We start from the raw sequence: 25345 nt of genomic DNA, 5'->3' as shown, positions 1-25345 counted from the left end.
TAAGCTACTTAATAAATGCTGCGTGAGAACGGCTATCTTAATTGACGGTGAGCGGGCCAACCAGGGGACCGGCGTTATACTCAAACATGAAGGTAAACATTTTGTCCTGACCGCTGAGCATTGCATACACGGGGATACCGGACAATACCGTGGCCTGGATCCCGGAAATATAATCCTGGAATACCAAACAAGTTATGACCAGGATGTATTTATACCGCTTGTGTTAAAGCGGATTGCCGATATCAATGAGCGGTATGACTGGGCGCTGCTGGAAATTGAAGATCCCGAAATGGATTGTGACCACATGGATATACTGGTGGGTGAGAAGTTCCTTACTGAAGAACGGGTATATTTCAGGGGATACCAGGGAATTAACAGCGCTGCTCCAAGGACCTGGGATGCAAAGGTCATTGACCTTGGAGAGGATGAGTTTAAGATATCGCTGACCCAAAAGACCTTCAGCCAATCAGGCACCCAGGGTGCCGCTGCTGCCAAGGGACTATCCGGAAGCGGGGTATTCATTATCCGTGCAAAGACTGTCTACCTCATCGGCCATTTGAAGAGCGTTGTTGGTACAAAGGCATTAAATGATGATATCCATTGTTGCCGGGCAACCAATTTTAAAAATACACTTGCCAAGAGCTTTGTAGACCTTGGGGATATCGATAACATCAGGCTGTGGGAGAAGGCAGCCGAGAAAAAAATTACCGAGGAGGATGTGAAATCCTGGATAGAGAATAATGACAGGCATTTCAATGACCTGCTAAGGAAAACGAAAGTCCTTACCTCCGATGAGGAAAGAGCCGAAGAGATGGCAAGGCGCAGGATACTGAATTTTTTGGATAGGGAATACCGGAACCACAATATTTCCGGATGGGGAAACCTGATCTCGCAATATAACGAGACTTCTAAAAGTTTTGAAGAGTCGGTGAGGGACCTGTATACCCGGACCGTTGGCAGCCCGAACGAAGCAAAAGACCTTTTAAGGAAACTGGAGGCCGAATTTACCGAGCACATTAAAGATCTGGTAGGGGACAAGTCCAACAAGCAGACCATAGAATTGGCCAGGCACAAGGTTACCTGGTGGTTGATGAACTGTTCATTTGATTTTAGGGATTGATATGATAGAGGTAAAATTAGATTTAAAAGGAATCCCTGTTCCCATACGGTACCAGCCGATCTACAAGATCGTAATGCTGCTGGCGATACTCCGTTATGGTTGCCAGAGGCCGTATAATGCAAACCTGTTAAAACTGCACCTGTTCATGTGGGGGCTTAGGGATGAGGCAAATTTTGCGGTATTGATGGATATTAAAACAAAAAGAAGAACCTCCGTCGTACCCTGGGTATTTGAACCGGCAATGAATAAGGTAATTACGCTCGCGGTTATCAATGGCCTTTGCGAAAGGGAGGTCAAGAACAAATTTCTGCAGGTAAGTATTCTTCCGGAGGGCCTAAGGGTGCTCGAACGGATAGTGGAACTGGATGTTTTCACGCCGGAAATCACGAAGATAAAAGATATCGGGGTACTGCCTCAAAGTACCATCACCGAAGTAAATAAAAACTGGGAGCTTATTTAACATGATAAAATTAAACAGATTAAGGCTTGAGATTATTTCATCAGATAATACTGGTAATGATAAATATGGCTTCGACATTCCATTTCACAGTGGACTCAATATCATTGCGGGTGAAAACTCCAAGGGTAAATCAACCATCGGGTCATGTATCTACTATGCGCTGGGGATGGAAGAGCTGCTGGAACTTGGTGCTTTAAATGAGAAGGCGCTTGGCAAGGCAGTCAAGAAAGAGTTTGAATTAACGGCGGATGATGGCACGGTTACCTCTTATAAGGTTCTTTTTTCGAGGATTTATTTAGAAATCCAGAACCATAGGGGAGAGATTGCGACCATATCACGGTTTATTAACTCAAATGATTTCGACATAAAAGGAAATGACCAACAAACCAAGAAAGTACGGATTTACCACTGCTCTTTCGATGATATTGGTCCTGGGGGCAGGTCGACCCCACTTTTTATGAGGAACCATCGCAACAATGAGGATGATTATGGGTTTTACCACTGGCTTGCTGAATTCATCGGCCTGGAAATCCCGGAAGTCCTGAATACATCCTCAAAAGGAAGAAGCCCGCTGTACATGCAGGCAATTTTTACCGCCATTTTTATTGAACAGACAAAGGGCTGGTCTGATATCATGGCGACCATGCCCTATTTCGGTATTACGCGGCCCAAAGAAAAGGTATTTGAGTTCCTGTTGCAACTGAAAGAGTTGGAGGTTGCCACGCAACGGGATTTTGTGGAAAGGAGAGAGAAGCAGATTACCCATAAATGGGATTTGGCTACCAATAGGCTGGACCTCCTTGCATCTGAATTCGATGGTGTGCTCAAAGATTTACCGGATAGTATCACCGGGGATCCCGATCTTTTAAAAACGGTCTCACTGTTTGTGCTCGATGACGCTGATAATATCCAGAAGACCATCTCCTCCCTTCACGGTAAGTATAGTGCTGAATTAGCCGGGCTTTTGGCTACACCGGTGAAAAAGGTAGGGGAGAATAAGTCGCATATCAGGGAACGCCTCGAGGAGCTCTACGGACTGCAGCAGGATTTCATGAAGAAGTATGAGGAGTTTGATGTAGCCCTGAGTGTACAGAAAAACCAGCATGAAAATATATCCAAACATTTATCGGTAATCACCAGGGAACTTTCAGCGCATAAGGGAATTAAAAATGTCATTGAGGATTCACTGATCGTTTCAGATGTTTATGACAGATGCCCGACCTGTAACCAGAGCGTTTCAGATGATCTGATGAAGGAGGAAGGCGTTACAATCGAAAAATATACCCTGGATGAGAACATTTCCTATCTGAACGGTCAAAGTGATATGATCAAACGTTCAATAAGTTCTTTGGCGGAGGTCATAGCGGAAAAGGAACTTATGCGCAGGTATTACCTTAACAAGCAACGCCAGTATGAGGAAGAGATCAAAATCATATTGAGGGAACTTATAGAAGATGACCGTGATTATTCGGATACCGATAGTCTGAACAGGGTGAGGCTGGAGAAAAAAGTCAATGATTTCCGCTATGGTCAACAGCGGTTTGAACGGTATATCCAGGTATTGAAAGAAATTGCTTTGGAGTACCAGGATGTCCTTAGGCAAAAAGCAGGACTTGAAGGCAGCAAACAGGAAGACCTGCGGAAGCTTGACGCCTTTGAGGCTATTTTTAAAACTGATTACCTGTTCCCTTTTGGTTATTCGAGCAATCAGGCCTTTAACATCTATATCCAGAAGAACGAGCCGTTCAAATATTTTCCGGTTTTTAAAACATCCAGCACCAGTGATCTGCCGCAGTCGATCAAAACCAATTCATCTGCATCGGATTTTGTGCGTACCATCTGGGCCTATTCACTGTCCCTATTGGTTAATGCGCCTAATCATCCAGGGCTGCTGCTATTGGATGAACCCGGCCAACATTCCGTAAAAAGTGTGAGTTTGAAAACGTTGTTTGAAAAAACCGCGGCCATAAAAAACAGGCAGACCATCATTTTAACCTCGTTTCAAAAGGTGCTTTCAAGGCCTGGCGAGGCGCAGGAAGACAGGATGGACCTACAGGACCTCATTGCGGATTTGACCGAACGGACCGACTACCATATCTACCGGTTACCAACCGAGGGCAAAAGCATAAATATTTTATAAACAAATGATTTTAAGTGTTGTGACCATAACGTAAGGGGACAGGAGGCAATTTAACGCAAATGTGGGTCGGATCGGTTTTATGGGTAATATGTCCCGGATGTTTTTTTGAAAGAACAATAAAATAACCGCGGCGATTGGTCTGGATTTCAGTTCCCTGGCCATTTTCTTCCAGCTCCACATAATTGCAGGCAACTGATTAAAAATTTTCGCTATTTATTGATTAATCTAAATTAACATATATGTGCTTGACAATGCTTCCCGGCCTGGAAGTGGCCAGCTGTTCAGTAAAGGATCTGCTGCATGCCGGAAATATGGCTATCGGAAAAACCAACATCTGTGGGAAGTTAACGATACCCGAATACCAAAGGTCCTACGTTTGGGGAGAGAAACAGGTCTTAAGGTTATTAAACGATCTCAATGGCCACAGCGCTGAAGCGGATTATTATCTGGGCAGCCTGATTCTCCACAGGACCGATGGAAAGCTGAATATCATAGACGGGCAGCAGCGCATTACAACCCTGCTTATCCTGCAGCAGTTTCAGCAGGATGCAATAGCTTCCGGCATTATATACAAATCCCCGGTAAGCATGGCCGGTATACAGGGCAATATCAAAATGCTAAGGGGAAAGTTGGTTTCGGGCAAAATTACCATCGCTAATATAGACCTTGGGCGGATCAATGTAACCCTGGTTGTGACCGATAGCGAGGATCTTGCCTATACGTTTTTTGAAACCCAGAATACAGGTGGTAAACGGCTGTCCGGACCGGATATCATCAAATCCCACCACTTAAGGGCAATCCGTCCAGCTGCGCAGATGAACAGCAAAGCTGTGCGCTGGGAATCCAGGGACATGGCGGTTATAGGCCATGTAATCAGCCTGCTCGCCAAGGCGAGGTTCTGGGATGCACTTGAGCGCAGGGAGTTTCCTTCCTACCGGGATAAATTAGCAGTTAAGGAAAGCGTTGTCGGGGAATTTACGCAAAATACGCTCCATAATGGGCCTGACAGATCTTATCTTACCGTAGAGGTGGTCAAAGGACCGCACGGGGAACAGATGGGGTATATGAGTGGCCTCCCTGCCATACGCCAGCCCCTTTCCGATGGCAACAACTTCATGGATTACCTGGATGGTTATGCAGGGCTGTACGAACAGCTTTTCATTACCCAGGGTGATTACCGGGTAGATCCCCGGTTCCATTTGTTCCGTGATGCAGTTATAAACGGCGAAAACGGGACGGCTTTTTTAAAGGATCTTTTTGAACTGGGGGTTATTGTCTTTGTGAGCAGGTTCGGACTGAAGGATCTTTTCGGTTTTTCATTGTGGTGTTTCCGTTATATCTATTCCCTCAGGGTCGTAAAAGAGCGGACGGTCAGGGAAGACGGGGTATATGCGTTTGCCAGGGACATGAAGCTGCTGGACAGGATATTGAATGCCTTTAGCGCTGAGGGGCTTATCGAAAAGCTCAGGGATAAAGATTATACGATAAGCACGGCAAACTGCGGGGCTAACAATGTTAAAGGGAAATATATACTGATGCTGGGTAATTACTTTTCCGGCCAGTTTAGCAGGGAATCTATAGATACAACAGATTTTGACAACAAATTAAAAAAGGCGATACAATGGCAGATGAAAAAAGGTTCCTGAGTCAACTGGTCAGTATTTCAGCGCTGAGTGAGCGGAGCTTTGTTATCCCAACCTATCAGCGCCCTTACGTATGGGGAGTGGAACAGATTGAAAAGCTGCTTTACGATGCAATGCAGGCCTATTTGGTGGATCCTGAATCCCCGTATTTTATAGGGACAGTCCTTACCGAGCAGCGTGGGAAAGCGTTTGAACTCATTGACGGACAGCAGCGGTTTACAACGCTCTGGATGGTCGCGGCCATATTGCACGAGCTAAAAGTGGAGACGGCGATGACAGGCTTTCTACGGCTGGGCAAATCACTGAGGATCGATTTTGAGATCCGCAGGGAGGTAAGGGAATATTTTGAGCTGTTGGCCGATTTTCCTGCTGAAGCAGCAAGCCGATACAGTAAGGAAGATATCAAGGGGAAACCCTATCTGAAGCATATAACAGCGGGCCTGGCCACTATACGGGTGTGGCTGCAGGAACGTGCAAAAGACAAACAGGGGATGGGGCTGGACCTGGCGGCATTTGGGGATTTTTTGTTCACCCGCTTGATTATGGTTGAGAACCTGGCACCTGTAAACATAGACCTGAATAAGCTTTTTGCTACGATCAACAGTTCGGGTATCCAGCTCGAACAGAGTGACATCGTAAAGGCCAAACTGTTGCACGGTATCCCGGAAAGGGTGCGCTATGGGAAGATATGGGAGGCCTGTGAGAACATGGACGATTATTTTGAGCGGAACATACGCAAGATTTTCCCGCATACGGACTGGTCCAGGGTCGGGCTGCCGGATTTAGCCGGCTTTTTGCCGGGTGTTTATCGGTATTCGGATGATGGCGATGGAACAGGGAATGCATTGGAGGCGACCATAGAGTCGATATTCATGGGGACTGTCGTGGCTGAGGATATTGGCCGCGGACCGGAAAGAGAGCAGCATAATGGCTATTGCAGGTCGATCATACCGTTTAGCCAGCTGCTGATCCACGCCTACAGGATATATCTGTACAGGAAAGGGGATAAGGACTTTGGCCAAAGCTTTAATGCCACCAGGCTGATCCAGATCTTTGATGGGCTCGCAGGAAGCAGTGAAGAGGAAATTAGGGCCTTTTTGGAGCTGCTTTGGGCGGTGAGGTTTACTTTTGATAAATATATCATCAAATGGACTGCGGACCTGGACAGTAAACAGGAGTACCTGGAGCTGAGCCGGTTGGGCAAAAATGAAAAACATTACTTTGGCAGGAGCATCATGGATAAATCTGCTTCCCAGATGCTCCAGTCGGTGCTGTACTTCACGGGGGATTACCTCAGGCAGTACTGGTTGACTCCTTTTCTCCATCACCTGATGGATTTATCCCTTGATACGGGACCGGGGAGCGCCCGGGTTGTGGCGCTGCTCGAATCAATTGACAATGCGCTCTCGTTGAGCACCGACAGTGGCAGCGAAGCAAGCTTTGGCCTGATGGCAAACATAGAAAATAAAGCCTTTAGCATGGATAAATACCTTGAACGGCCTTTGGGTACGGGTTTTTACCGTTATTGGTTCCAGAAACTGGAATATGTACTCTGGAAGACCTGGGAGGGCAGGACTGAAAGCCGTTTTAAGGTGTTCCGTATTACCTCAAAGAATTCCATCGAGCATATCTTTCCGCAGAAACCGGAATATAGGGAGCCCATGGAAAAAGACAGCCTGGATAGTTTTGGTAACCTGGTGCTGCTCAACGTGAGCCAGAATTCGGAGTACGGAAGGAAGCAGGTCAATGTCAAACGTGCGGAATTCGAAGGTAAAGGGACCTTTGATTCACTGAAGTCACAGGTGATTTTTTCAGGTTATGACCACGGGGAATCCTGGGACGAGGGGAAAATCCTGCAGCACCGCAATAAAATGATCAGGCTGTTGGAAGCCCATTACCGGGGTGAATTAAGCCCGCCCGCTGATGTGTCCCTGTCGTTGGAACCTATTGATGATGATGAAACCAGCGGACTTCAGGAATGATAAAAGTAATCAGGGGAATGGGTAGTTGTCCGCCTGTTGACACACCTGTTCCCCAGGATTTAAATACCTCCATACATGAATATTTTAATTTCTTTTTTGAAAGATCTTTGGTCACGGGTTCGGTCACTTTTTACCAGGCCATATAAAAAACTCATTGCCGGAAACATGCCCCTTTATGATATCGGGGAAATAATCATGGCAAAGACCGGCAGGGACTTTTTACTGGAGGGTAATCTTGTGGCCATTGCCGGCCGGGCTTTACACGGGATAGGCTTTGAACTGTCCACGGATAAAGCTGTGGTAGCCAAAAACTGCCGCTTGCTTATGGAGAAAAAAGTGGCAGTCCACAGGAGCTCCGATGAAAATGTCATTGCCATTTTCTGCGAACAGGTACTCAGGGTCGTTGAGCCGCCAAAGGCGATTTACGATGGACTGATCAGACAGGCCACTGCAGACCTGGCAATGGTTGGGGATGTCCTAAGGGATTATGAGCGCGAGCCATTCATACAGGAGCTTAATGCGGGAAAAAGGGAAAATGGCCGTGCCCACAGTGAATATACCATGGACCTGTTCTATAAACGTGCGAGGGAAAAAGCCCGCGAAATTCGGGAGTATATCGCCCATGGTGCAAAGGAGATTGCCATTACCCGCTCTGGCCGGTACTATGTGGAACAGGTGAAGAAAGGCATTATCTATCCCCAGATGGAAAAGCAGTTGCAGTACCCCTACATGGATGGCATTGTCAGGTTTGGAAAGCTCGAGTTTGAAGTCGACCTGGAAAGGATCGACCATAAAAAAATCAATCCGTACAAAAACAAGATGTTTGTCTTCGATTTTACCGGTGATATCCGGACAGCCAGCCACCAGGTGCTCGACCGGGAAATCCTTGAAAGGCTTGACCATATGAAGGTCATCGCTGAAGTTTTAAAGGAAATTGCCAAGATCCCGCTGCTTAACAAGCGTACGGAAATCTTTAAGCAGCTTGCCGAAATGGCGGGCCGGGAACTGTGGTATGGCTTTTACGCGCTTGCCCTTCCGCAGGTTGAGGGGATTGTGGTGGAGCTTCTGGAGATTGCCGGCAATAACAGGAAGGACCTTAAAGCATTGCCCCAGAAAGCCGGCGTACTCAGGACGGTTGCATCCAATGGGGATTTCGATATGGACTACTACCAGTTTTACCTTCCGGAAAAGCGGAACAAGTTCAGCCACAGCGGCAAGGACATGGATATCAAAACCAAAAGTTTCCATATGATCCTTGATCTTAAGCACCTCCTGCACACCGCTGCCGGATTGCAAACTAACCTGATTTTTCTCAATAATATGGCCAATGAAGGCAGTTTGGGCATTAACCATATCGGCGACCTGGTTAAAATGATCCGGTTGATGAAACAGGAAGAAGGTCACGCGCATTATAAGGAAGTAAAGGGCAAACTGGAACTCCTGGTGTACCTGGACCTGATAAACAGGTATGACCTGGTATATCTGGTCAGGGAGCTGTCCGGGCTGCTCCTGATAAAGCTCAAAGAGTTTGACAAGGCGCTAGAACTGGGGGCATACCTGGAGAAATCAGGACCGCTAGCCTTTTCAACCCTTTCCAATGCCGAAACTGCATCCAAAATCGATTTGATCCTTAAGGCTATTGAACGGACTCCTTTCAGTGAAGCCCACAAATTTATAATGGACATTTATATATTCGCCATGAAGTTCCCCAGGGTGTTTGCTGATCTCCCGGACGAGGTAAAAGGAGCTTTCAGGGAATTGCCGGTGCGGCACAGCAGGGTCTGGCCAAAACTGGGGATGTTAAGCAAGGTATATAAGCCGGATATAATTGAAGATTACCTGATGGGCAAGAAAGAGATGATGACGCTTCTGGGAAATGCAAAAAAGTAAATACTTTCATGCCGGGATAGGGGGATGGCTTTGGTCTGGCTGGCCAGAATAGGTAATGTAAGCGGAAAACCACAATCGCAATCCAATGGCCTGCCATATTTCCGCATCCCGATAATTCTTTTAGTTTTGTAATATCAATTTAACCAAAATGTATGCGCATCTCAAATTTCTCTTTTTTCCATTCCCCTTATTTTTATAGCCCCTGTTTTTAGGGTAACATGATAGTTGGTCAGGCTTTGTCCATGGCATTTACATGTTTAGCGCCGCGGGTGGAACAAACTTTTAGAAAATCAAATATTAATTTTAATGAATTACCTGCAATGGAATAACCTGATCGGAGACCTGCTTTTTTGCGAAGATGCGCAAGGGAAGATGGTGTCGCTACTGGTCTCAAAAGATGAGCTCATACAGGCTGCGCGGAAGGGGTTCAATACCGGGGATGAAGTTACGGGTGAGGATATCCTGGAAGATTTCAAGCAGGCCTGGAGGCAGGGATACCCTAGTAAATCACCAATAAGGGGGCTTGTCGAAAAGATAAACTACGAATACCGGCATGGGGATGATTTCCACAAGCGCGGGCAGTCATTCTTCGGTAAGGTCAATGATATCCAGTACCCCGTACATTATCCGCCGGCGCTGGTGCATCTGGTAGGCGTACTCATGGCGGTACTGGACCGCAATGAGCAGGGCAGGTATAAACGGGTATGTTTATTTTTCGGGATTCCGGCTAATTTTTTTCCTTCGATGAACGAAGGGATGAATTGGAACAAGGCCTGGGATGGACTTGTCTGGTGGGCAAATGTGTATAAAGCAGGCAGTCTGGGACTGTTGCCGGATAAAAGCCTTTCCTCACAGAAGTTCCAGTATATGGGGAAGCCCTATACCCATCTCCTGCTTTCCAGAAAACAGGTTCTGGATTTCTACAGGTACCTGTTTTTAATGGACCAGGAACCCAATGCTGAGGTATTGGACAGCGTTCTTTTCGAGTGCTTTCTCAAAGTAGCCAAACGGAAGGAGTTTCTGGATATCGTTTCCTCACCCAGCTGGTCGGAGGATAAGGGTATCATATTTTCCATACTGAAAGCCTATTACCAGCAGTGGCAGGGGGATGTAGAGCTGGAAGAAGACGGGGAGCAGCGGTTTTACCAGTCACGGAGATTGCGCCTGTGCTTCAGTGTCGGCCGTGATGGGTATGCGGAATTCAGTTTCAGGTTCCGTGATTCGTTGTTCGGCGACGCCGGGCTGAGGATCAATGGGGCGGATGTGGAAATCTTTCCCAACCAGTGGTCTTCCGCTTTGAAATGCAAAAGTTTTTCCAGACAGCAGTACCGGGATAACCAGGTTGGCCTGAAAGTGGTGTTTTCCCCGGTTGAAGAAAGGGTTTTTGTATTCTGTAAAGGTGATAAGGAGGGACTTGATCCTTCCGTATTGCTGGAGGCCCAGCATATACAACCGCTGGGCAGGCAATATTTGCTTGCCAGAAAAGATACCGTTGAGGAGCTGTTCGCATGGATCTACAGCAGTGGTGGGGTTTTAATTTCTGAGGACATCCTGGATGATGGAATGATCGGGGACTGGGAGATGTTCAGGTTCAATAACGGCTTTTCCGGGGCCTCTGATTCAGGGATTGCCAAGCTTTGTTTTCCGGCACATCAGTCACTTTCCTATGTCGGTGGATTGAACGCCAACAAAGGCGGTGAATTTATAGCGGGTTATGAAATCGGGGTAATCATGGACGGGGCGGCGGGTGAAGAAAAACTGGTCCTGCACGGATCAAACGGGAATTTTACTTTAGCTATTTCTGAGGACCAACGCTTTTTGATACCGGCCGGGATACCCGGCGGCAGCTATATGCTGGGGCTGGTCCCAGATAGTCCGCATGTGCATCTGCCCAATGGCGGGATATTGAAGATTGTCCCGCTTGAAGACGGCGTAAGGGCGGAATATCATGCAGGTGTCCTGGAGATGCCCTTAGTGCAATGCAGCGAGGAAGAGGGGAATTTCAAGGTAGCAAACAATCTTCTCAAAAACCCCGGTTTTGTCTTTTCCACCCCACCGCAGTTTGGATACTGGCACGCCAATGAGCTGTTGCCTGGGGGAATCGATGCGCGCTCCGGTGCTGCAATCCGGTTGCTTGAATATATCAGTTATATCTCCAGGCTGGATACCGGTAGCTTCGATCTCGCGGTTTACCGTATTTTTGCCGAACCCGCTGCGCTTAAATGGAATAAAAGTTTTGGCAGTTATACCCTGAATGCGCTTAAAGAGAGCTTAAGGGTAAATATCCAGTATGATCCGAAAGGCCGCGCCAAAACCCTGGAGGCAATCCCGCCATTTTTGGTCCGGCTGGGGAATTTCCAGAATTTCCCGATACCTTCATGGAATGCAATGAGGGCATTTGAAGGTTGCCTTTATTCACTTTGTGGCTGTTATTCGCTTTCGTTGCTGAAGCAGATCTCCGGGATATGCCTGCAGTACGGGGCTGAGCTGAGGATTTTCAGGGAGAGTAGTGACACCTCGTTACTGCCGCCCTCGGTGTATCTGTATGAGCGGAAAGGCAACCAGGCGACCCTGGCGGTATTAGCGCTGCTTGGACAGGCGGATTGCAAACCGAATTACACTTACATGGCAGGTTTACCGACTTTCGGGGAGTGGCTGGATATGCTTTTAAACCAACCTGACTTCAATCTCCACGTGACCAGCAGATATAAGATTTTCGACTTGTCCAGGGCGGGTTTTAATCCGGCTGTGGATACTGCATTGCAATATCCCTCACTTGCCCAGTATCAGGTAGAGCCCTGGAAATGGCACTATGTGATCCGCCTGGAAACCGATGGGGTGCATTATAACCGGGAGACCGGACCCCGTACGGGAAAATATTTTTTGTTACAGGCCGCAGGGACCGATGTCCTGGTTTACAACAAGGCAGTCAATGCTTTTTTTGTACCGGCCTATTACCGCTTGCCCGAAGAGATAGAGCGTAACCTGTTCCTGCATACAGGCAGGCTCCCGGAAACCAGGCGTCTCCCGAAGCCCGGGACCGAGGCCGGGGAAGGGGGGCAACCGGTACCTTACCTGGTTTACTCCGGGGTATTGATGAAGGCCGCTGAAAAAATTGCCCGGAGCCTGGGGCAGAATTTAACCATCTTAGAACAATAATATGATTGATCCATTCAAGTCCTTTGAGACAATTGTTACCAACTATAAAAATTATATCAAAACCGCTTTCTCCACGCGTTTTCCTTCTTTTGAGAAAGAGCGGGAAATGCTTTTGGACAGGGACGGGGTGCTTTACAGGCAGCCCTGGACGGAACTGCTGACGGAATACAGGTCTTCAAAAAAAAGGATAGCGGATCTTACTGAAAGGGATGTCCAACTCGATGGGGATGCATTGGCTTATTTTAAAGCACTTGCCACATCCGGGCTGTTTCCGGAAAACAACGAGCTTTACGAGCATCAGTTAACCATGCTCAGCGAGTCGGTGAAGGGCAATAACTGCATCATCACCTCAGGCACGGGTTCGGGGAAAACCGAGTCTTTTCTGCTCCCGCTTTTTGCCCAGCTGGCCAGGGAAGCCAGCCGCTGGAACCAGCAATATCCCCCTGACCGCGGGCAGGCTGGCAGGCAATTAACGGACTGGTGGATGCAGGACATGGACTTTAAAGACTGTTTTGACCTCAGGGAAGGGACCCTTGCCCCCCATATCCAGCAGCGTGGACATGAAAGGCGGCCGGAAGCGGTAAGGGCCTTGATCCTTTATCCGATGAATGCCCTTGTTGAGGATCAGATGACCAGGCTCAGGATAGCCCTGGATTCGGATGCTGCGAGGATTTTTTTTAACGGCGGGGATGCGGATGGCAGTGACCACCTGCTGAAAAACCGGATTTATTTCGGCCGTTATAACGGCAAAACACCTACACCTGGTCTGATACCGGTTATAGATGGGGATGACCCGGATAATCTGGAGGCCAAGGAGGGGAAAGCGCAGCGGCAATATGAAAGGTTAAAAGGTGAGCTTTGCGAAATCGGTGAAAACTTTGAAAAGGTGATGGCCTACCTGGATAAAAACCCGGATGGGCCAGGTGGGAAAAACAGCGATAAAAAGTATTTTTTCCAGCAGCTTGATGGCGCTGAGATGCGCTCGCGTTTCGATATGCAGTCCAGTCCTCCCGATATCCTCATTACCAATTTTTCAATGATGGGTATCATGCTGATGAGGGAGGCAGATTCCGGGATATTTGACAAGACCAGGGCCTGGCTGGAGCAGGACAGGGAAAATAATGTTTTCCATCTGGTGGTTGATGAGCTCCACCTGTACCGCGGAACGCAGGGCACGGAGGTGGCTTACCTGGTGCGGATGCTGTTGAAACGCCTGGGGCTAAGCCCGGATAGTAAACAGCTGCGCATTTTGGCTTCAAGTGCCTCGCTGGATCCGGAGGATGAAAAGAGCCTGGTTTTTTTGAAGGATTTTTTTGGGGTGGATTTCGATCCAAAGATGATCATCACCGGTAGCCAAAGGAAAACTGCCATTGAAGAATCCCCTGATGGTTATGACCTGGATGCATTGGCAGCGATTGCACGGATTTACGACTCCGGTAAGGAGAGTACTGATAGCCAGGAGTTTAGCGAAGCATGTGACAGGTTTTCTGGGGGGAATGGAGCAGAGGTGGATGGTGCGATCATTAAACTGGTACGCTCGGGGCTGAGGGATAAATTATTGGATGCATTCAGCAGTGACCAGTCTTTGGAGATCTGGAGCCCGTCTGATAACACACTCACTTTAGCAGGGAGGATATTCGGAAAGGATGCAGATCCGCAAAATATCAGGCTCGCAATGCGTGGCCTGCTTATTTTAAGGGGATTGAAGGATGCCAGGGATAGCTATAACCCGGAAGTTAAGGTGCTGTCTTTTCCGAGGCTGCGTTTCCATTTTTTTATTCGGAATATAGAAGGCCTTTGGGCAACTGCCGATATCAACGGGATCAGGGAAGAGTTTGCCGATCCGGCTGATTTGCCAGTGGAACTGCGCAGGACCATCGGCGAATTGTTCAGTAAACCCGATATCACCGATAAGAAAGGGAACCGTTTATTTGATATCTTTTACTGTGAAGTCTGCGGGACCACTTTCCTTGGCGGGAACCGGTTATATGTAGAGGCCGAAAATACGGAAACACTGGAAATGATATCGGTAAGTCCTGATATCGAAGGGATTCCTGAGCATGGCGCACAGACGAGGCTAGAGATGAGCAAATACCGCGATTATGTGATCTTTTGGCCGGTTGGTGAACAACAGTCCACTGACCGGATCGACTACACCTCGGGTGGATTATCAGGTGAGTGGCAGGATTATAACCTGAACAGGACCAACGGGATTTTAAGGGTCTATGATGGCGCCAGTGAGCACGCTGTACGCGGAAAGCTTTTTGTTCTCGCAGGAAGTTTGAGCGGCGATGGAAGGGACGAAAGTGCGCTGCCCTGTACCTGCCCGTCCTGCGCGATCAATTATAATTTGAAAAGGACAAGGAGGAGCCCTTTAAGGGCATTCAGGTCGGGTTTCGGCAAAACTACCCAGATCCTGGCCAAGGAACTCTTCCTGCAGTTACCGGATAATAAGGAAAGCAGGAAATTGGTGCTCTTCACCGATAGCAGGGAGGATGCGGCCAAGATGGCCTCGGCAATAGAAAAAGAGCATTTTACCGACTTGGTGAGGGAGACGATGATTTCCGTACTGTACGGGAAACAGGAAATAAAGGCAAGGGAAATTGCCATGGAAATGGATAGGCTTTCACCCGGTGCCCAGCTGACTGCGGAGATGCGGAGCGGACTGGTCAAAAAATTCGGTGCTGAACAGATTAATAAACTCTACAAACTCCATAGGGACAGATTTGATGACTTTGATGCGGATGCCATGCAGGCAGCTGAGTCCGGGTGGCAACAGATTCTGACGGGTGAGCCCAGTATACCGTTTGATGAGCTCGCTGTTGCCCATCAGGACAGCATAATGCAGATCATCAGTTCAAAGGGGGTTAATCCCCGGGGTACCAAAAGGGCAGCCCAGCAGGTGAACCGTACGGAGAAGGAGTGGTACCGGATATTTAACATTAACGAAAAACAGGTCGAGCTTACCGGGGAGGAGGTTGAAAATGCCGAGGTAAGGACTGATTCAAGGACCAGCGCGGCAAAGGCGCTTTTTGGAAGACTGTATTTCGGACTGGAATACAGCGGCCTGGCCTACATCGGTCTGAATAAGGATTACATTACCAGGATAGCCGCTTCCGAACGTGAACGGATATTTGCGTATATCCGTAAACTCGGGGATAATTATTATCATGAAGGTGCGGAGTTCAATGTCCAGGCAGCAACGGGCGGGGATGGCTGGAATGGCCGGGTCAAGCGGCTCATCCGGGAGCATGGGGAAGATCCCGATGTGGTTTTCCAGCGCTTCAGGGAAATTGGCCTGATTTCCGAGGAAGGCAAATTGCGGTTGCAACCGCTTGCCCTTTATCCTGTGGTGGATGAAAACCAGTTTTACTATGAGTGTACGAATTGTTACCGGCCGCATCTGCACAGATCGGGTAACATCTGTACTTTTTGTGACAGGACCTTAACCCTTTCCAGCCATAGGGTGGGTGAGCTCCGTAAGCGGAATTACCTGGCCATCAATGCCCTGGTCAATGAGCGTGATCCGGTACGCTTTCACTGTGAGGAAATGACCGGGCAGACTGATGACCAGTTTGAACGGCAGCGGCATTTCAGGAATATGGTATTGGATGAGGAAGGACCGGAAGTGGTACGGTCCATAGATTTACTGTCGGTGACCACCACATTGGAGGTCGGCGTCGATATCGGATCCTTACAGGCGGTGATGCTCGGTAACATGCCACCACAGAGGTTCAACTACCAGCAGCGGGTCGGACGTGCCGGAAGGAGGGGACAGGCCTATGCCTTGATCCTTACCTTTTGCCGGGGAAGGAGCCACGATGAGCATTACTTTAACCATCCCAAACAGATCACCAGTGATTCGCCGCCAACCCCGGTACTGAGTATCGACCAGATCCGTATTTTTCGCAGGGTGTTCAATAAATTCCTGCTCGGTTCAGCATTCAGGGACCTGAAGTTGTCCAGGGATGGTTTAAGCAGGAGCACGCACGGCGAATTCGGTCTTCCAGGTGATTGGGACCGCCAGCGGGGTCACCTGGTCCAATGGTTTGCCGATCATGCAAATGACCTGGAAGGTTATTGCAGGGAGCTAAGTTTCGGGACAGGGATAAGCTGGGAAAAAGTAAACCAGGGAGATTATTATCCCGGACAGTTTCTCGTTGAGCTTGACCAGAAGATCGGGGATGACAATCTCCCGGGGGAGGAAGTCGCGGACAAGCTTGCTGAAGGTGGAATACTGCCGATGTTCGGCATGCCCACCACGGTAAAAAACCTGTACCACGGTTACGATATGAAAAAGAATTCGATGCGTAAAATCGACCGTGACCAGTCCATGGCCATATCAGAATTCGCCCCGGGTTCAGAGAAGACCAAGGATAAACGGATTTATACTTCAATCGGTATTACCCCGGCACTGAATTTTAACAGGTATGTCCGCTATCCCGCACCGTTCAAGCGGGATGATAAGGCATTTAATTTTTCAGCTGAAATGATCCGTTGTCCCAACTGCAACCGGACCAGTACGGTTCCCCGGCAGTACCAGGATGCAATAGCAGGGGCAGGCCTTATCGCGGAACGCAAATCGGTGGTTTGCAGCAATTGCGGGTGGCCTGAAGCGCAGAGCTTTCCCATCATCATACCGATGGCGTACCGGACGGACTTTTCTTATGGCAAGGATTCCTCTGATGGGGCTGATATGGTATTTTCAAGGCCTGCGGTTTACGCTGAACCCAAAGATTATAATGAACCTGAGGATTTGGGAAGCGCCAAGGTTCAGATTGCGGATTCCGATACGGTCTGGCGGGTTAATAATAATGGCAACGGATATTTTGAATTTAAGAAAATAACGATAGAAAAGACCGTTAGTAAGGGGAAAACAAGCTATCCTTACCAGCTTAAAGAGCAATGGGTGCTGAGCAATCCGCATGTTGGCAATGGTCTTTCGGTGATAGAAGAAAACATTTCGATCAAAACGGCCCTTGCTGCGAACAAAATAACCGAAGTGGTCAGGATAAGTACCGAAACAATGGCGCCCGGGGTGTATTATGACATGTTCAGCGTTGATTCTTTACGGCCCACAGGAGTGAAGTCTGCTGTATATTCAGCGGCTTTCATGATGCAAAGGGCAATAGCGGTGTCGATGGATGTTGATCCTACGGAAATTGAAATTGCAGAGGTCGGTAAAAACAGGCAGGGGGTTCCGGTGATTACCCTGGTTGATGAATTGCCGAATGGATCAGGTTTTGTCCGCCATGGTTACAATGAAAGGGAAGAAATTATTTATGGCCGTATCTTTGGGCAGTTTCCGGTAGAGAACAACAGCTTTTTTGAAGGGATCAGAAGTGATGGGCACCGGGAATGCAATAGCAGCTGCTACAAGTGCCTAAAGGTTTACCGTAACATGAATTACCACGCGCTGCTGGATTGGAGGCTGGGGATGTCCTGGCTCAGGTGCCTGACCGACAATACCTATGCTGTGGGTATGGATGGGGATTTTGGTTATCCGGAACTGGATAACTGGTCTGGGATTGCAGGGAATGTCGCAATGGGCCTGGCAGAAGCGTTTGGAAGTGGTGCTCCAATTTCCAGTCCATCGGGAAGGATCTGGGGATTTACGGCCAGCCGGAGGCCTGTCATCATTGTCCACCCCTTATGGGATACAGAGAGTATCCAGCATAGCTGGTTAGCCGAGGAAATGGCCGGGCTGGAAAAAGAGCTCCGTGGCGGTAAGCTTACCAGGCCATTGGTTACTATTGATACCTTCAACGGGCTCAGGAGGCCTGCAAAATGTAAAAGCTGGTAATGGAGATAATAAAAACCGAAAAATTGAAGCAGGAAGTACCGGACCATTTCTCTCCCTCAAGACTGGGATGGATATTGGCCTGCCCACTGCGCGCGCGATATGAAAATCCGGCCAATGCAGGTTATTATGGCGCAGGGGGCAAAAACTTTCCCGCAATGCTGGGCAACGTGGTCCATCAGGTCCTGGAGCAATCCAATTTTGGCAAGATCAACAGCCAGGAAGACTTTGAACGTTATTGGAACGGGTACGAAGAAAAACAGTTGCCCTCAGGACTGATGGGTAAGGTCAAAAACTATGGAAAGATCAGGTACTTTACCGCAAAACAAGCTGTCAAACCGTTGGTAAGCCGCTTTGGAACGGGAGGTGCGAAGCCCGTGCGGATTGAGAAAACGCTGCTGGATAGGGATACGGGGATAAAAGGCCGCCCGGACCTTGTTGTTTTTAAAGGCGGTGTTCCGGTAGAAGTCAAAGACTACAAGAGTGGTGCCCTGTTTGAAAGGCCATTGGGCGGGTCTGATGAGCTGGGCTATGACCTGCTCAGGCTGGAATACCGCCAACAGTTGCTGAGTTATGCACTTTTGGTCTATTCGGAATATCAGGTTTTCCCGCAGACCCTGAGCATTGTGGGCGTGGACGGGGAGGAGGTTTCGTCTTCTTTCCGGCTGGAAGAGCTCAATGAATGGAAAGGCAGGGTGCTGAAGTTGAAGGAAGATGTCAGCAGCCTGCCGGGTCAGGAGCTTGCAATACCGGGCGCGGATAATTGCAGGCACTGTGTTTATAAGCCGGGCTGTGAATTTGCAGTGCAGGACACCGGCTACCATTTCAGGGATTTCCGGGGTATAATCAAAGAGGTGGTTTTGCCGGCATTTGGCAATTTTATACTCATCCTGGAAGATGGCTGCAGGGTTTTTTGCAGGAATATCACAGACCGGGAAGATATTGTGCTATTGGAACCCGGCGCCGCAGTATACCTGACCAATCTGTATCCATTGGAGAAACAACCCGGATTTTTGGTTTTCAGCGCTTATTCAAGGGTTTTTGTTTCAGCGGATGGTCAGTCGACGAGCACCCGCTCCATATAACAATCCAGGAAGGCTTCGGTTACACCCTGGATTTTTCTGCGCTGGCAAAGTGAATAAAGTTCTTCCACGGCTGAATACGGGAAAAAACGGATGTTGAGTTCCCTGAATTGCGGGTGGTTGGCCTCCTTTACCACTTTTGCACGGTCGGAATCGTCAGCAACAATGACATACCTGATGCCCTCAAGGCCTATGAAAAGATCCTTGAATTTTTTCATCCTTGTAAGGCCGCTGGTTACCCCGGTCGAATGCTCAACTTCCATGACCGCAGGCATTAATTTTCCGTTCTTAAACCAGATACAGTCAATGAGCAAAGCTGCCTGGGCGGCATCCTGGTAGGCTGTAAGCAGTTTTTCGTCCTGTAGCCGCGCAATGACACCTTCCAGTTCACCGATTTTTTTGTTCTGGTAAACAATTCCCTTGTCATTCTGTGCGATCCAGGTCCTGAAGTTTAATTGCTTGCCTACAAAATACAGCGCAATCTGGATCTGGGCATGCCTGCGCTGGATATCGATGTCAATCGGTTCAACATGGTACTCCGAGGGAAGGACCAGTGCATCATAGGTAATTTCCTGTGCTGGTATCTCGGAGATGACCACGTCGGTTTTTTTTTCCTGTAGGATGCCACCACGGTGCGGATCATCCGGTGTCCATAATAAATGTTTGTGTCCTTTTTTGATCTGTGGTTTCCCGCCCTTGGTTTCAATCCTGCCTGGATAAGAAAAATAGAACTGCGGGGTATAGGCCAACAGGGCTTCCAGTACACTCCTGGTATTGTAGCTGCCTGCAAGTACCCTGTCAAAATTAATCGGCTGGTTTGGAACCATGGCGTTTGCGATCCGCCATATCAGTTCAGCCGAGATAGGTTCAATCTTTTTACCCAGCGGACTTTCATTTTTAGCAGGATTCCATCTGCGTATCCGGATAGGGCCTTCAGGAAGTTCAACGCCCACGATTTCAATAAGACCTGTGTTCCTTTGTTCAATATAATTGTAGGTAGCTGATTTATCAAGCTGGTTGATGAAAGCGACTATATTAGCCGCTGTGAGTTTCTTCATATTTCGGAGCGTTAACTGTTGATTCAAGGTTTTTGATAAAATCTGCGATTGTACTGGCGAGGCCTTTTGCCGCAAGGAAGGGAACACCGTTCCCGATGGTCTTAAACATATCCGAAAGTGAAATTTCGCCGGGTATGATAAAGTCTTTTGGCAAGGATTGCAGGGCCAGGCTTTCCGCTACCGACAAGCGCCTGGGCAGGAAAGGGTGGAGGTGCACCTCATTGTTGCCATAGGCTACGGTAGGAGAGTATCTCCAGCGGTGAAGCCGTTTATAGGATTTTTTCTTATCATCTCCTTCCGCAATGGCCATGAATTTAGCAAGTCCGGCACGGGGCTGGAAGTAGTTTGAAGCATTGGGATGTTTCTCTACCTCATTTTTGTCAAACCAGTGCTGAACGGTCAGCTCCTTGGTAATATCTGCGGGCATTTCCCTGTCGGCTCCCTCAACATATATATCCTGTAGCGGCCAGGGGTTCTTAAAGATTTCTTTTTGGTCAAAAACCGTGTGCGCAGACCAGTTAAATCCATCAATGGTTTTCTGGAACTTGGCGGGCTTAACATACCTGGACAGGAAGTTTTTGTGGAAACCTATCAGGATTATCCTTTGCCTGTCCTGCGGTGCGCCGTATTCAATGGCGTTGATCAGGTTTTCAGTCAGGTAATACCCGTTGCTTTTCAGTTTCTCTTTGAGCATTTCAAAAAACTCCCGGTGCTTGAGGGTACGGTAGAGCCCTTTTACATTTTCGAAGAGGAAGAAATCGGGTTTGGTTTTCGTAATCAGGTCAATGTATGTTCCTGAAAGCTTGCCGTTTTCACCATGCTTGCCCTTATTCTTGCCACCGACCGAAAAGTCCGGACAGGGCGGCCCGCCGATGAATCCGGTAATTTCATATTCCCCCTTTGCATCCTGAAGGTTATTGGTGAGTTTTTCAAGTTCCTCAGGTTGGGTATACTGGACTACATCCTTCACTTCATAGCCGTATTTCGGTGCTTTGGAACCCATTTCTTTCCTTGCACCTTTATATATATCCATAAATGGCTTATGGTATTCGTTGACAAATAGCGTGTCAAACTCGCCCGTTTTTTCAAAACCCAAATCCAAGAATCCCGCTCCAGCGAAAAAGGAAAATATGCCTGTTTTCTTCATCATAAACCCAAATATACAAACTGGTAATTACAATTGCTCCCAAATTGCAGAATTACCGGTATCCTCGTTGATTTATAGGCTGAAATAAATTATCGTGCCTGTTGCAAAAGGAACATGCAGGATGGGTATGCATCCATACATTGTTGCCGGTTGTGCTGCCCAATTGGCCTGCAAAATAGATGGCACTGTGTTTTCAGGTACTATACTATTGTAGCTGCCCGGCGAAACCGTCCCTGTCATCAATGGCTACTTTCTCCCGGCTGCAAATGCTGTTATACGCAGATTGGCAGATATTGAGCACGGACGGTGAAGACCTTAGCTTGCTGCCGGTTTCCAGGAGTGTAGGCAGGGCCTTGGTGGTTCCGTAATGGGCGAGATATTCAATTGCCCTGCGCAGTTGGGGATATTCGAAACCCGCATCATAGCTTAGTTTATCCATTATGCCAAGGACCCAGTCTTCATCTTCCGGCTTTCCTATTTTCACCAGGGTACGGAAGGGTCTCTCCAGCTGGTGTTTTGCGTGCGAGCCGGGGATATCCATTTCAGCGAACAGGCCGGTTGCAATCTCCCTTACTTTTTCCCTCATCCAGCTTCCCCCGATGTCCTCTGCTGTTTCAAGGAATACCTGGAATTCATAGCGGTCGCTTTTGGTACCACCCAGGTATTTTTTGAAATAACAGTCCGCAATACCCTGCGCCAGGCCTGGATCCAGAAACCTGACTTTTTTCATCAGATTGTTATGGGTATGCTCCCCCTCAAGCAGAAAGTCTGTGCCGTTGAAGTACCAGCTGACAATTTCCTGGTGTCTGTGTGCCTCACCCATGTAATAAAAAGTACCTGCCAGTTCAAAGGCAAGTGTTGCGTCCCATTGGTAACGCTTGTTTTTTGACAGTGCTTCCTGGATATAATAAAGTAGCGGCAAGGCCTCAGTGAGGTGGAAGCGCCTGACTGCTTCAAGTAGTGTATGGGCCGTCGGGGTATAAAAAGGGCTGGGGAACTGTTCCTGGCGAACCAGGTCGATAAACTTGCCGTTCCTGACTAAAAGTTGCAGTGCCCGGCTCTGAAGCTGGGCCTGCTTGCCGTACAGGTGCCTGTTGATCTCGGATTTTACTTCATTGAAGGGGAAACGGTCCAGGCTCTCCAGTGCAGTCGAGGCGATATTGATATTGGTGTGTCTGGTAAGTTTCTTATAGAATGCTTTCGGTAACGGGGCAGCGCTGTCCATGAGTGCATCTGCCAGCTTTTCACCCAGGTAATGGTCAATACCTTTTTTAAAGATAAGCAAACTGATTTTCTCTGCCAGGGTCACCGAATCACAACTTTTCATCATGGTAACCAAACTCTCCAGCTTGGGAAAGGGTATTTTACCCTGCGCGGCAATTTCCAGCACTTTTTCTGCAAAGCGGGTATCGGGGTTAAGGGATAGCACCTCTGCAATTGCAGATACTTTTTCCCTGTACTGGTCCGGAGCGGCAAGTTCGTCCAGGTACAATTGTTGGAGGGCATCCAATAAGGCATCACCGGGCTTCTGGGTGATAAACAGACGCAGGAAGATTTTCTTACAGGTTACCTGCAATGGCGCACTGCCGTATTTTCTCCAGTTTTTGACGATCTGCAGATGACCTTCTTCGCCATAAAAAGAAAGCGCCTGCACGACATACGACTGGGAGCTTCTCCAAAGCAGGAAATCACTTTCGTTCCAGTCGAGCCGCTGATTGATGATCTTCCTTGCTTCCGGGGATCCCGTTTTGCCGATAGCAGGGAGTGCCATCATTATGACGTCATCGTGGTGGTGCTGGTCAAATATATCCAGTAATATGCTGCGCGTGCGGGAGTTGTCGATACCTTCCAGATAGTTCATGGCCCTGCTCCTCACATCAGGTACCGGAGAGGAGAGTTTAACTGTGAGGGTGCTGATAATTAAGTCTTTTTCGGTTTCGGCACAGGCAGGGTTTTCTAACAGGCAATAACAGGCAAGCCAGAGCCTCTTTTTTAGTCCCCTTATTACCTGGGTAATGTCAGTAAGGATCGAGCACATGGATATGATGACTATTTCCCAGCGTTCCTCTGTTGAAAGCCGTTCAATGATACCATGATCCTCCAGGTACTTTTCTTTCAGTGAAAGTGCGGCAAAATGGTTCAGGAACAGGCGGTGCCAGAAGTAAAGATGGTCATTGTTTGCAATCAACAGGCCTGTCTCTTCCAGTGCGTCCAGTACATACCGGATGGTGGTACCCTGCGGGATTTTACGCAAGGTTTCCTGTTCGATGATAATATCCCTCAACAGGATCTCTGCCCTGGATATTGTCATCGAAGCCTGGTCGGTTTCGCAGATTTTATAGGCGATTTCTGCAAGGCATCGGGAGAGTATGTCCCAGGCCAGTTTAGCATTCTTTCCATCCCGGCTATCCTGCCAGTCACCGACCCGCTCAACGATTGCCCTGGTGATCCTGGCAACCGTATCGGGCATTTGGCCGTGTTGGGTGTACAGCGATATTAAAAATAGCAGCAGGAGCGTATTGCGTGATTCTGCGATCAGGCCATTATTTTCTATCTGTCTCTGGAAATCGTAATACCTGGATCCCATATATGCCCTGGAAAGTTTTTCCACCTGGGTATCGGTAAGGGGCAATATCGTGTAAAGTGCACTTGCCTGGATCCGGGGGATTGCATTGGGCCGGGTGGTGATGTAGCAATCATGATCGGCTGCGAGGTTGGCGATAGCCCGGCATACCTCTTTCTGAAAGATTTCAGCAACCTCGTCGAAGGCATCAAAGAGAAAAATAAACCGGTTGGTTTTATATAAATTTAGGCCGTTTTGGGGCTGGTAACCATGCCGCTGGAGAAAAGCCGAGATCAGGTGTTCAAGGTTATAGCCGTGGCCGATTTCCTTAAGTGCGATGTATACCGGGATTTTGGTATCTGTTAATTGCAACGCCCGTTCTGCTGCCTGCAAGGTGAGGTATTTCAGCAGTGAAGTTTTTCCTGTCCCGGTCTCACCGGTCAGGATGCGGGAACGAATGCCGGGTGCACGGTCGATTTGCGGGAATTTCAGGACCTTATCCTCAGTCAGCCGGCCGCTGGTTGGTGAGGCGGATCTGAAAGATAAAAGTTCATTGGGATCAATTTTTTTGATGTCCAGGTTATTGATTGCGCGGAATGTGGAGGTAGGTAGGTGCCATTCATTAAATGCAGCAGTAATAGCTAAAAGATAAGCGTTGAAATCAGAAAGCTGGATCCTGCGTTGCTCAATCACCTGGTCTATCTTTTCCTGTTCGCTACGGGATACCGACTTATCCAGGTCTAGTGCCTGCAGGATTTCAATGGGCGATTTGGCCTGCTGGTTTTTTTTGCCAAGCAACTTGATGAGTTCAACCAGTTTACACTGAAGGTCTTTTATCCCCTTACTGTGAAAGATCAGTGTATTCACATCATAAACCTGCAATTCCCCGCCATTGGTAATCATCAGGAAATTGCGGCCGACGCTGTTGGCATAGGAGCGGAGCTGGCCCAGATGGGCGTCCAGTTTTTCCCCGGGTCCTTTGCTGTCTATGATAAATTTTACCTGACCGTAGTCCCCGTCTATGCATACTACATAATCCGGACGGTGTTTGAGCCCTTTAGATCCGCCCTGCGCAAAGTTAACGCCTGAATGCAGGTCCTTTGCCGGGAAGTGCTTTTCGGGTATGATCTCATTAATGGAATAGCCCAGGAAATGGCATAACAGTGGTATGATAAAGTTTTGGCTGACTTCTGCCTCATTGGTAAAAGAGCGGTTTTTGAAGTCTTCGTATAGTTTTCCCATTGGCCATAAATATCATCAAATTATCTATGGTATTAAAACCCAAAGAGACCATTTTGGTG

12 protein-coding genes are annotated in these 25345 nt (G+C 48.2%); 9 read left to right on the top strand and 3 right to left on the bottom strand.

Features of this window, described 5'->3' with window-relative positions:
* The first annotated feature begins 22 nt into the window (after window positions 1-22).
* From DBR40_RS21195 to DBR40_RS21155, 9 genes are all read left to right on the top strand, one after another.
* Entirely contained in the window at window positions 23-1120 is a 1098-nt protein-coding gene (locus DBR40_RS21195; protein ID WP_158674099.1) for a serine protease, read from the top strand.
* A gap of 1 nt (window position 1121) precedes the next feature.
* Complete coding sequence (locus DBR40_RS21190; RefSeq protein WP_124561732.1) at window positions 1122-1580, top strand: hypothetical protein; 459 nt, start codon at window positions 1122-1124, stop codon at window positions 1578-1580.
* Between the two features lies 1 nt (window position 1581).
* On the top strand, window positions 1582-3720 hold the full coding sequence (locus DBR40_RS21185; RefSeq protein ID WP_124561731.1) for an ATP-binding protein: 2139 nt from the start codon (window positions 1582-1584) through the stop codon (window positions 3718-3720).
* A 251-nt stretch (window positions 3721-3971) separates the two neighbouring features.
* Entirely contained in the window at window positions 3972-5366 is a 1395-nt protein-coding gene (locus DBR40_RS21180; RefSeq protein ID WP_158674098.1) for a DUF262 domain-containing protein, read from the top strand.
* Window positions 5342-7345, top strand: coding sequence for a DUF262 domain-containing protein (locus DBR40_RS21175; RefSeq protein WP_124561729.1), 2004 nt, complete (start codon window positions 5342-5344; stop codon window positions 7343-7345). Before DBR40_RS21180 ends, DBR40_RS21175 begins: the two co-directional genes overlap by 25 nt.
* Before the next feature lie 75 nt (window positions 7346-7420).
* The gene (locus DBR40_RS21170; protein ID WP_124561728.1) at window positions 7421-9235 is read left to right on the top strand and encodes a hypothetical protein; all 1815 of its coding nucleotides are present in this window, start codon (window positions 7421-7423) and stop codon (window positions 9233-9235) included.
* A 306-nt stretch (window positions 9236-9541) separates the two neighbouring features.
* Entirely contained in the window at window positions 9542-12394 is a 2853-nt protein-coding gene (locus DBR40_RS21165; protein ID WP_124561727.1) for a hypothetical protein, read from the top strand.
* A 1-nt stretch (window position 12395) separates the two neighbouring features.
* A complete protein-coding gene (locus DBR40_RS21160) occupies window positions 12396-18197 on the top strand; it encodes a DEAD/DEAH box helicase (protein ID WP_124561726.1) in 5802 nt (1933 codons plus the stop codon).
* Entirely contained in the window at window positions 18197-19279 is a 1083-nt protein-coding gene (locus DBR40_RS21155) for a PD-(D/E)XK nuclease family protein (RefSeq protein WP_124561725.1), read from the top strand. Before DBR40_RS21160 ends, DBR40_RS21155 begins: the two co-directional genes overlap by 1 nt.
* Here the strand turns inward: DBR40_RS21155 and DBR40_RS21150 are convergent.
* From DBR40_RS21150 to DBR40_RS21140, 3 genes are all read right to left on the bottom strand, one after another.
* Window positions 19252-20334: a hypothetical protein gene (locus DBR40_RS21150; protein ID WP_199748403.1), complete on the bottom strand. Its 1083-nt coding sequence runs from the start codon at window positions 20332-20334 to the stop codon at window positions 19252-19254. The two genes, DBR40_RS21155 and DBR40_RS21150, sit on opposite strands and share 28 nt — an antisense overlap.
* On the bottom strand, window positions 20312-21484 hold the full coding sequence (locus tag DBR40_RS21145) for a DNA cytosine methyltransferase (RefSeq protein ID WP_199748402.1): 1173 nt from the start codon (window positions 21482-21484) through the stop codon (window positions 20312-20314). The genes DBR40_RS21150 and DBR40_RS21145 overlap by 23 nt, the downstream gene beginning before the upstream one ends.
* 202 nt (window positions 21485-21686) lie before the next feature.
* Window positions 21687-25286: an NACHT domain-containing protein gene (locus DBR40_RS21140; protein ID WP_124561724.1), complete on the bottom strand. Its 3600-nt coding sequence runs from the start codon at window positions 25284-25286 to the stop codon at window positions 21687-21689.
* Between the last annotated feature and the right edge of the window lie 59 nt (window positions 25287-25345).

Source organism: Pedobacter sp. KBW01 (assembly GCF_003852395.1).
In the GTDB taxonomy this organism is placed as follows: Bacteria; Bacteroidota; Bacteroidia; order Sphingobacteriales; family Sphingobacteriaceae; genus Pedobacter.
Note: the sequence above shows the minus strand (reverse complement) of the source record. Positions and strands in the feature narration are given on the sequence as shown.

Bases quoted from the DNA above. Each gene is read 5' to 3' on its own strand.
- DBR40_RS21190 (WP_124561732.1), top strand. From the start codon at position 1,122: ATGATAGAGGTAAAATTAGATTTAAAAGGAATCCCTGTTCCCATACGG.
- DBR40_RS21160 (WP_124561726.1), top strand. From the start codon at position 12,396: ATGATTGATCCATTCAAGTCCTTTGAGACAATTGTTACCAACTATAAA.
- DBR40_RS21170 (WP_124561728.1), top strand. From the start codon at position 7,421: ATGAATATTTTAATTTCTTTTTTGAAAGATCTTTGGTCACGGGTTCGG.
- DBR40_RS21175 (WP_124561729.1), top strand. From the start codon at position 5,342: ATGGCAGATGAAAAAAGGTTCCTGAGTCAACTGGTCAGTATTTCAGCG.
- DBR40_RS21155 (WP_124561725.1), top strand. From the start codon at position 18,197: ATGGAGATAATAAAAACCGAAAAATTGAAGCAGGAAGTACCGGACCAT.
- DBR40_RS21185 (WP_124561731.1), top strand. From the start codon at position 1,582: ATGATAAAATTAAACAGATTAAGGCTTGAGATTATTTCATCAGATAAT.
- DBR40_RS21165 (WP_124561727.1), top strand. From the start codon at position 9,542: ATGAATTACCTGCAATGGAATAACCTGATCGGAGACCTGCTTTTTTGC.
- DBR40_RS21150 (WP_199748403.1), bottom strand. From the start codon at position 20,334: ATGAAGAAACTCACAGCGGCTAATATAGTCGCTTTCATCAACCAGCTT.
- DBR40_RS21180 (WP_158674098.1), top strand. From the start codon at position 3,972: ATGCTTCCCGGCCTGGAAGTGGCCAGCTGTTCAGTAAAGGATCTGCTG.
- DBR40_RS21140 (WP_124561724.1), bottom strand. From the start codon at position 25,286: ATGGGAAAACTATACGAAGACTTCAAAAACCGCTCTTTTACCAATGAG.
- DBR40_RS21145 (WP_199748402.1), bottom strand. From the start codon at position 21,484: ATGATGAAGAAAACAGGCATATTTTCCTTTTTCGCTGGAGCGGGATTC.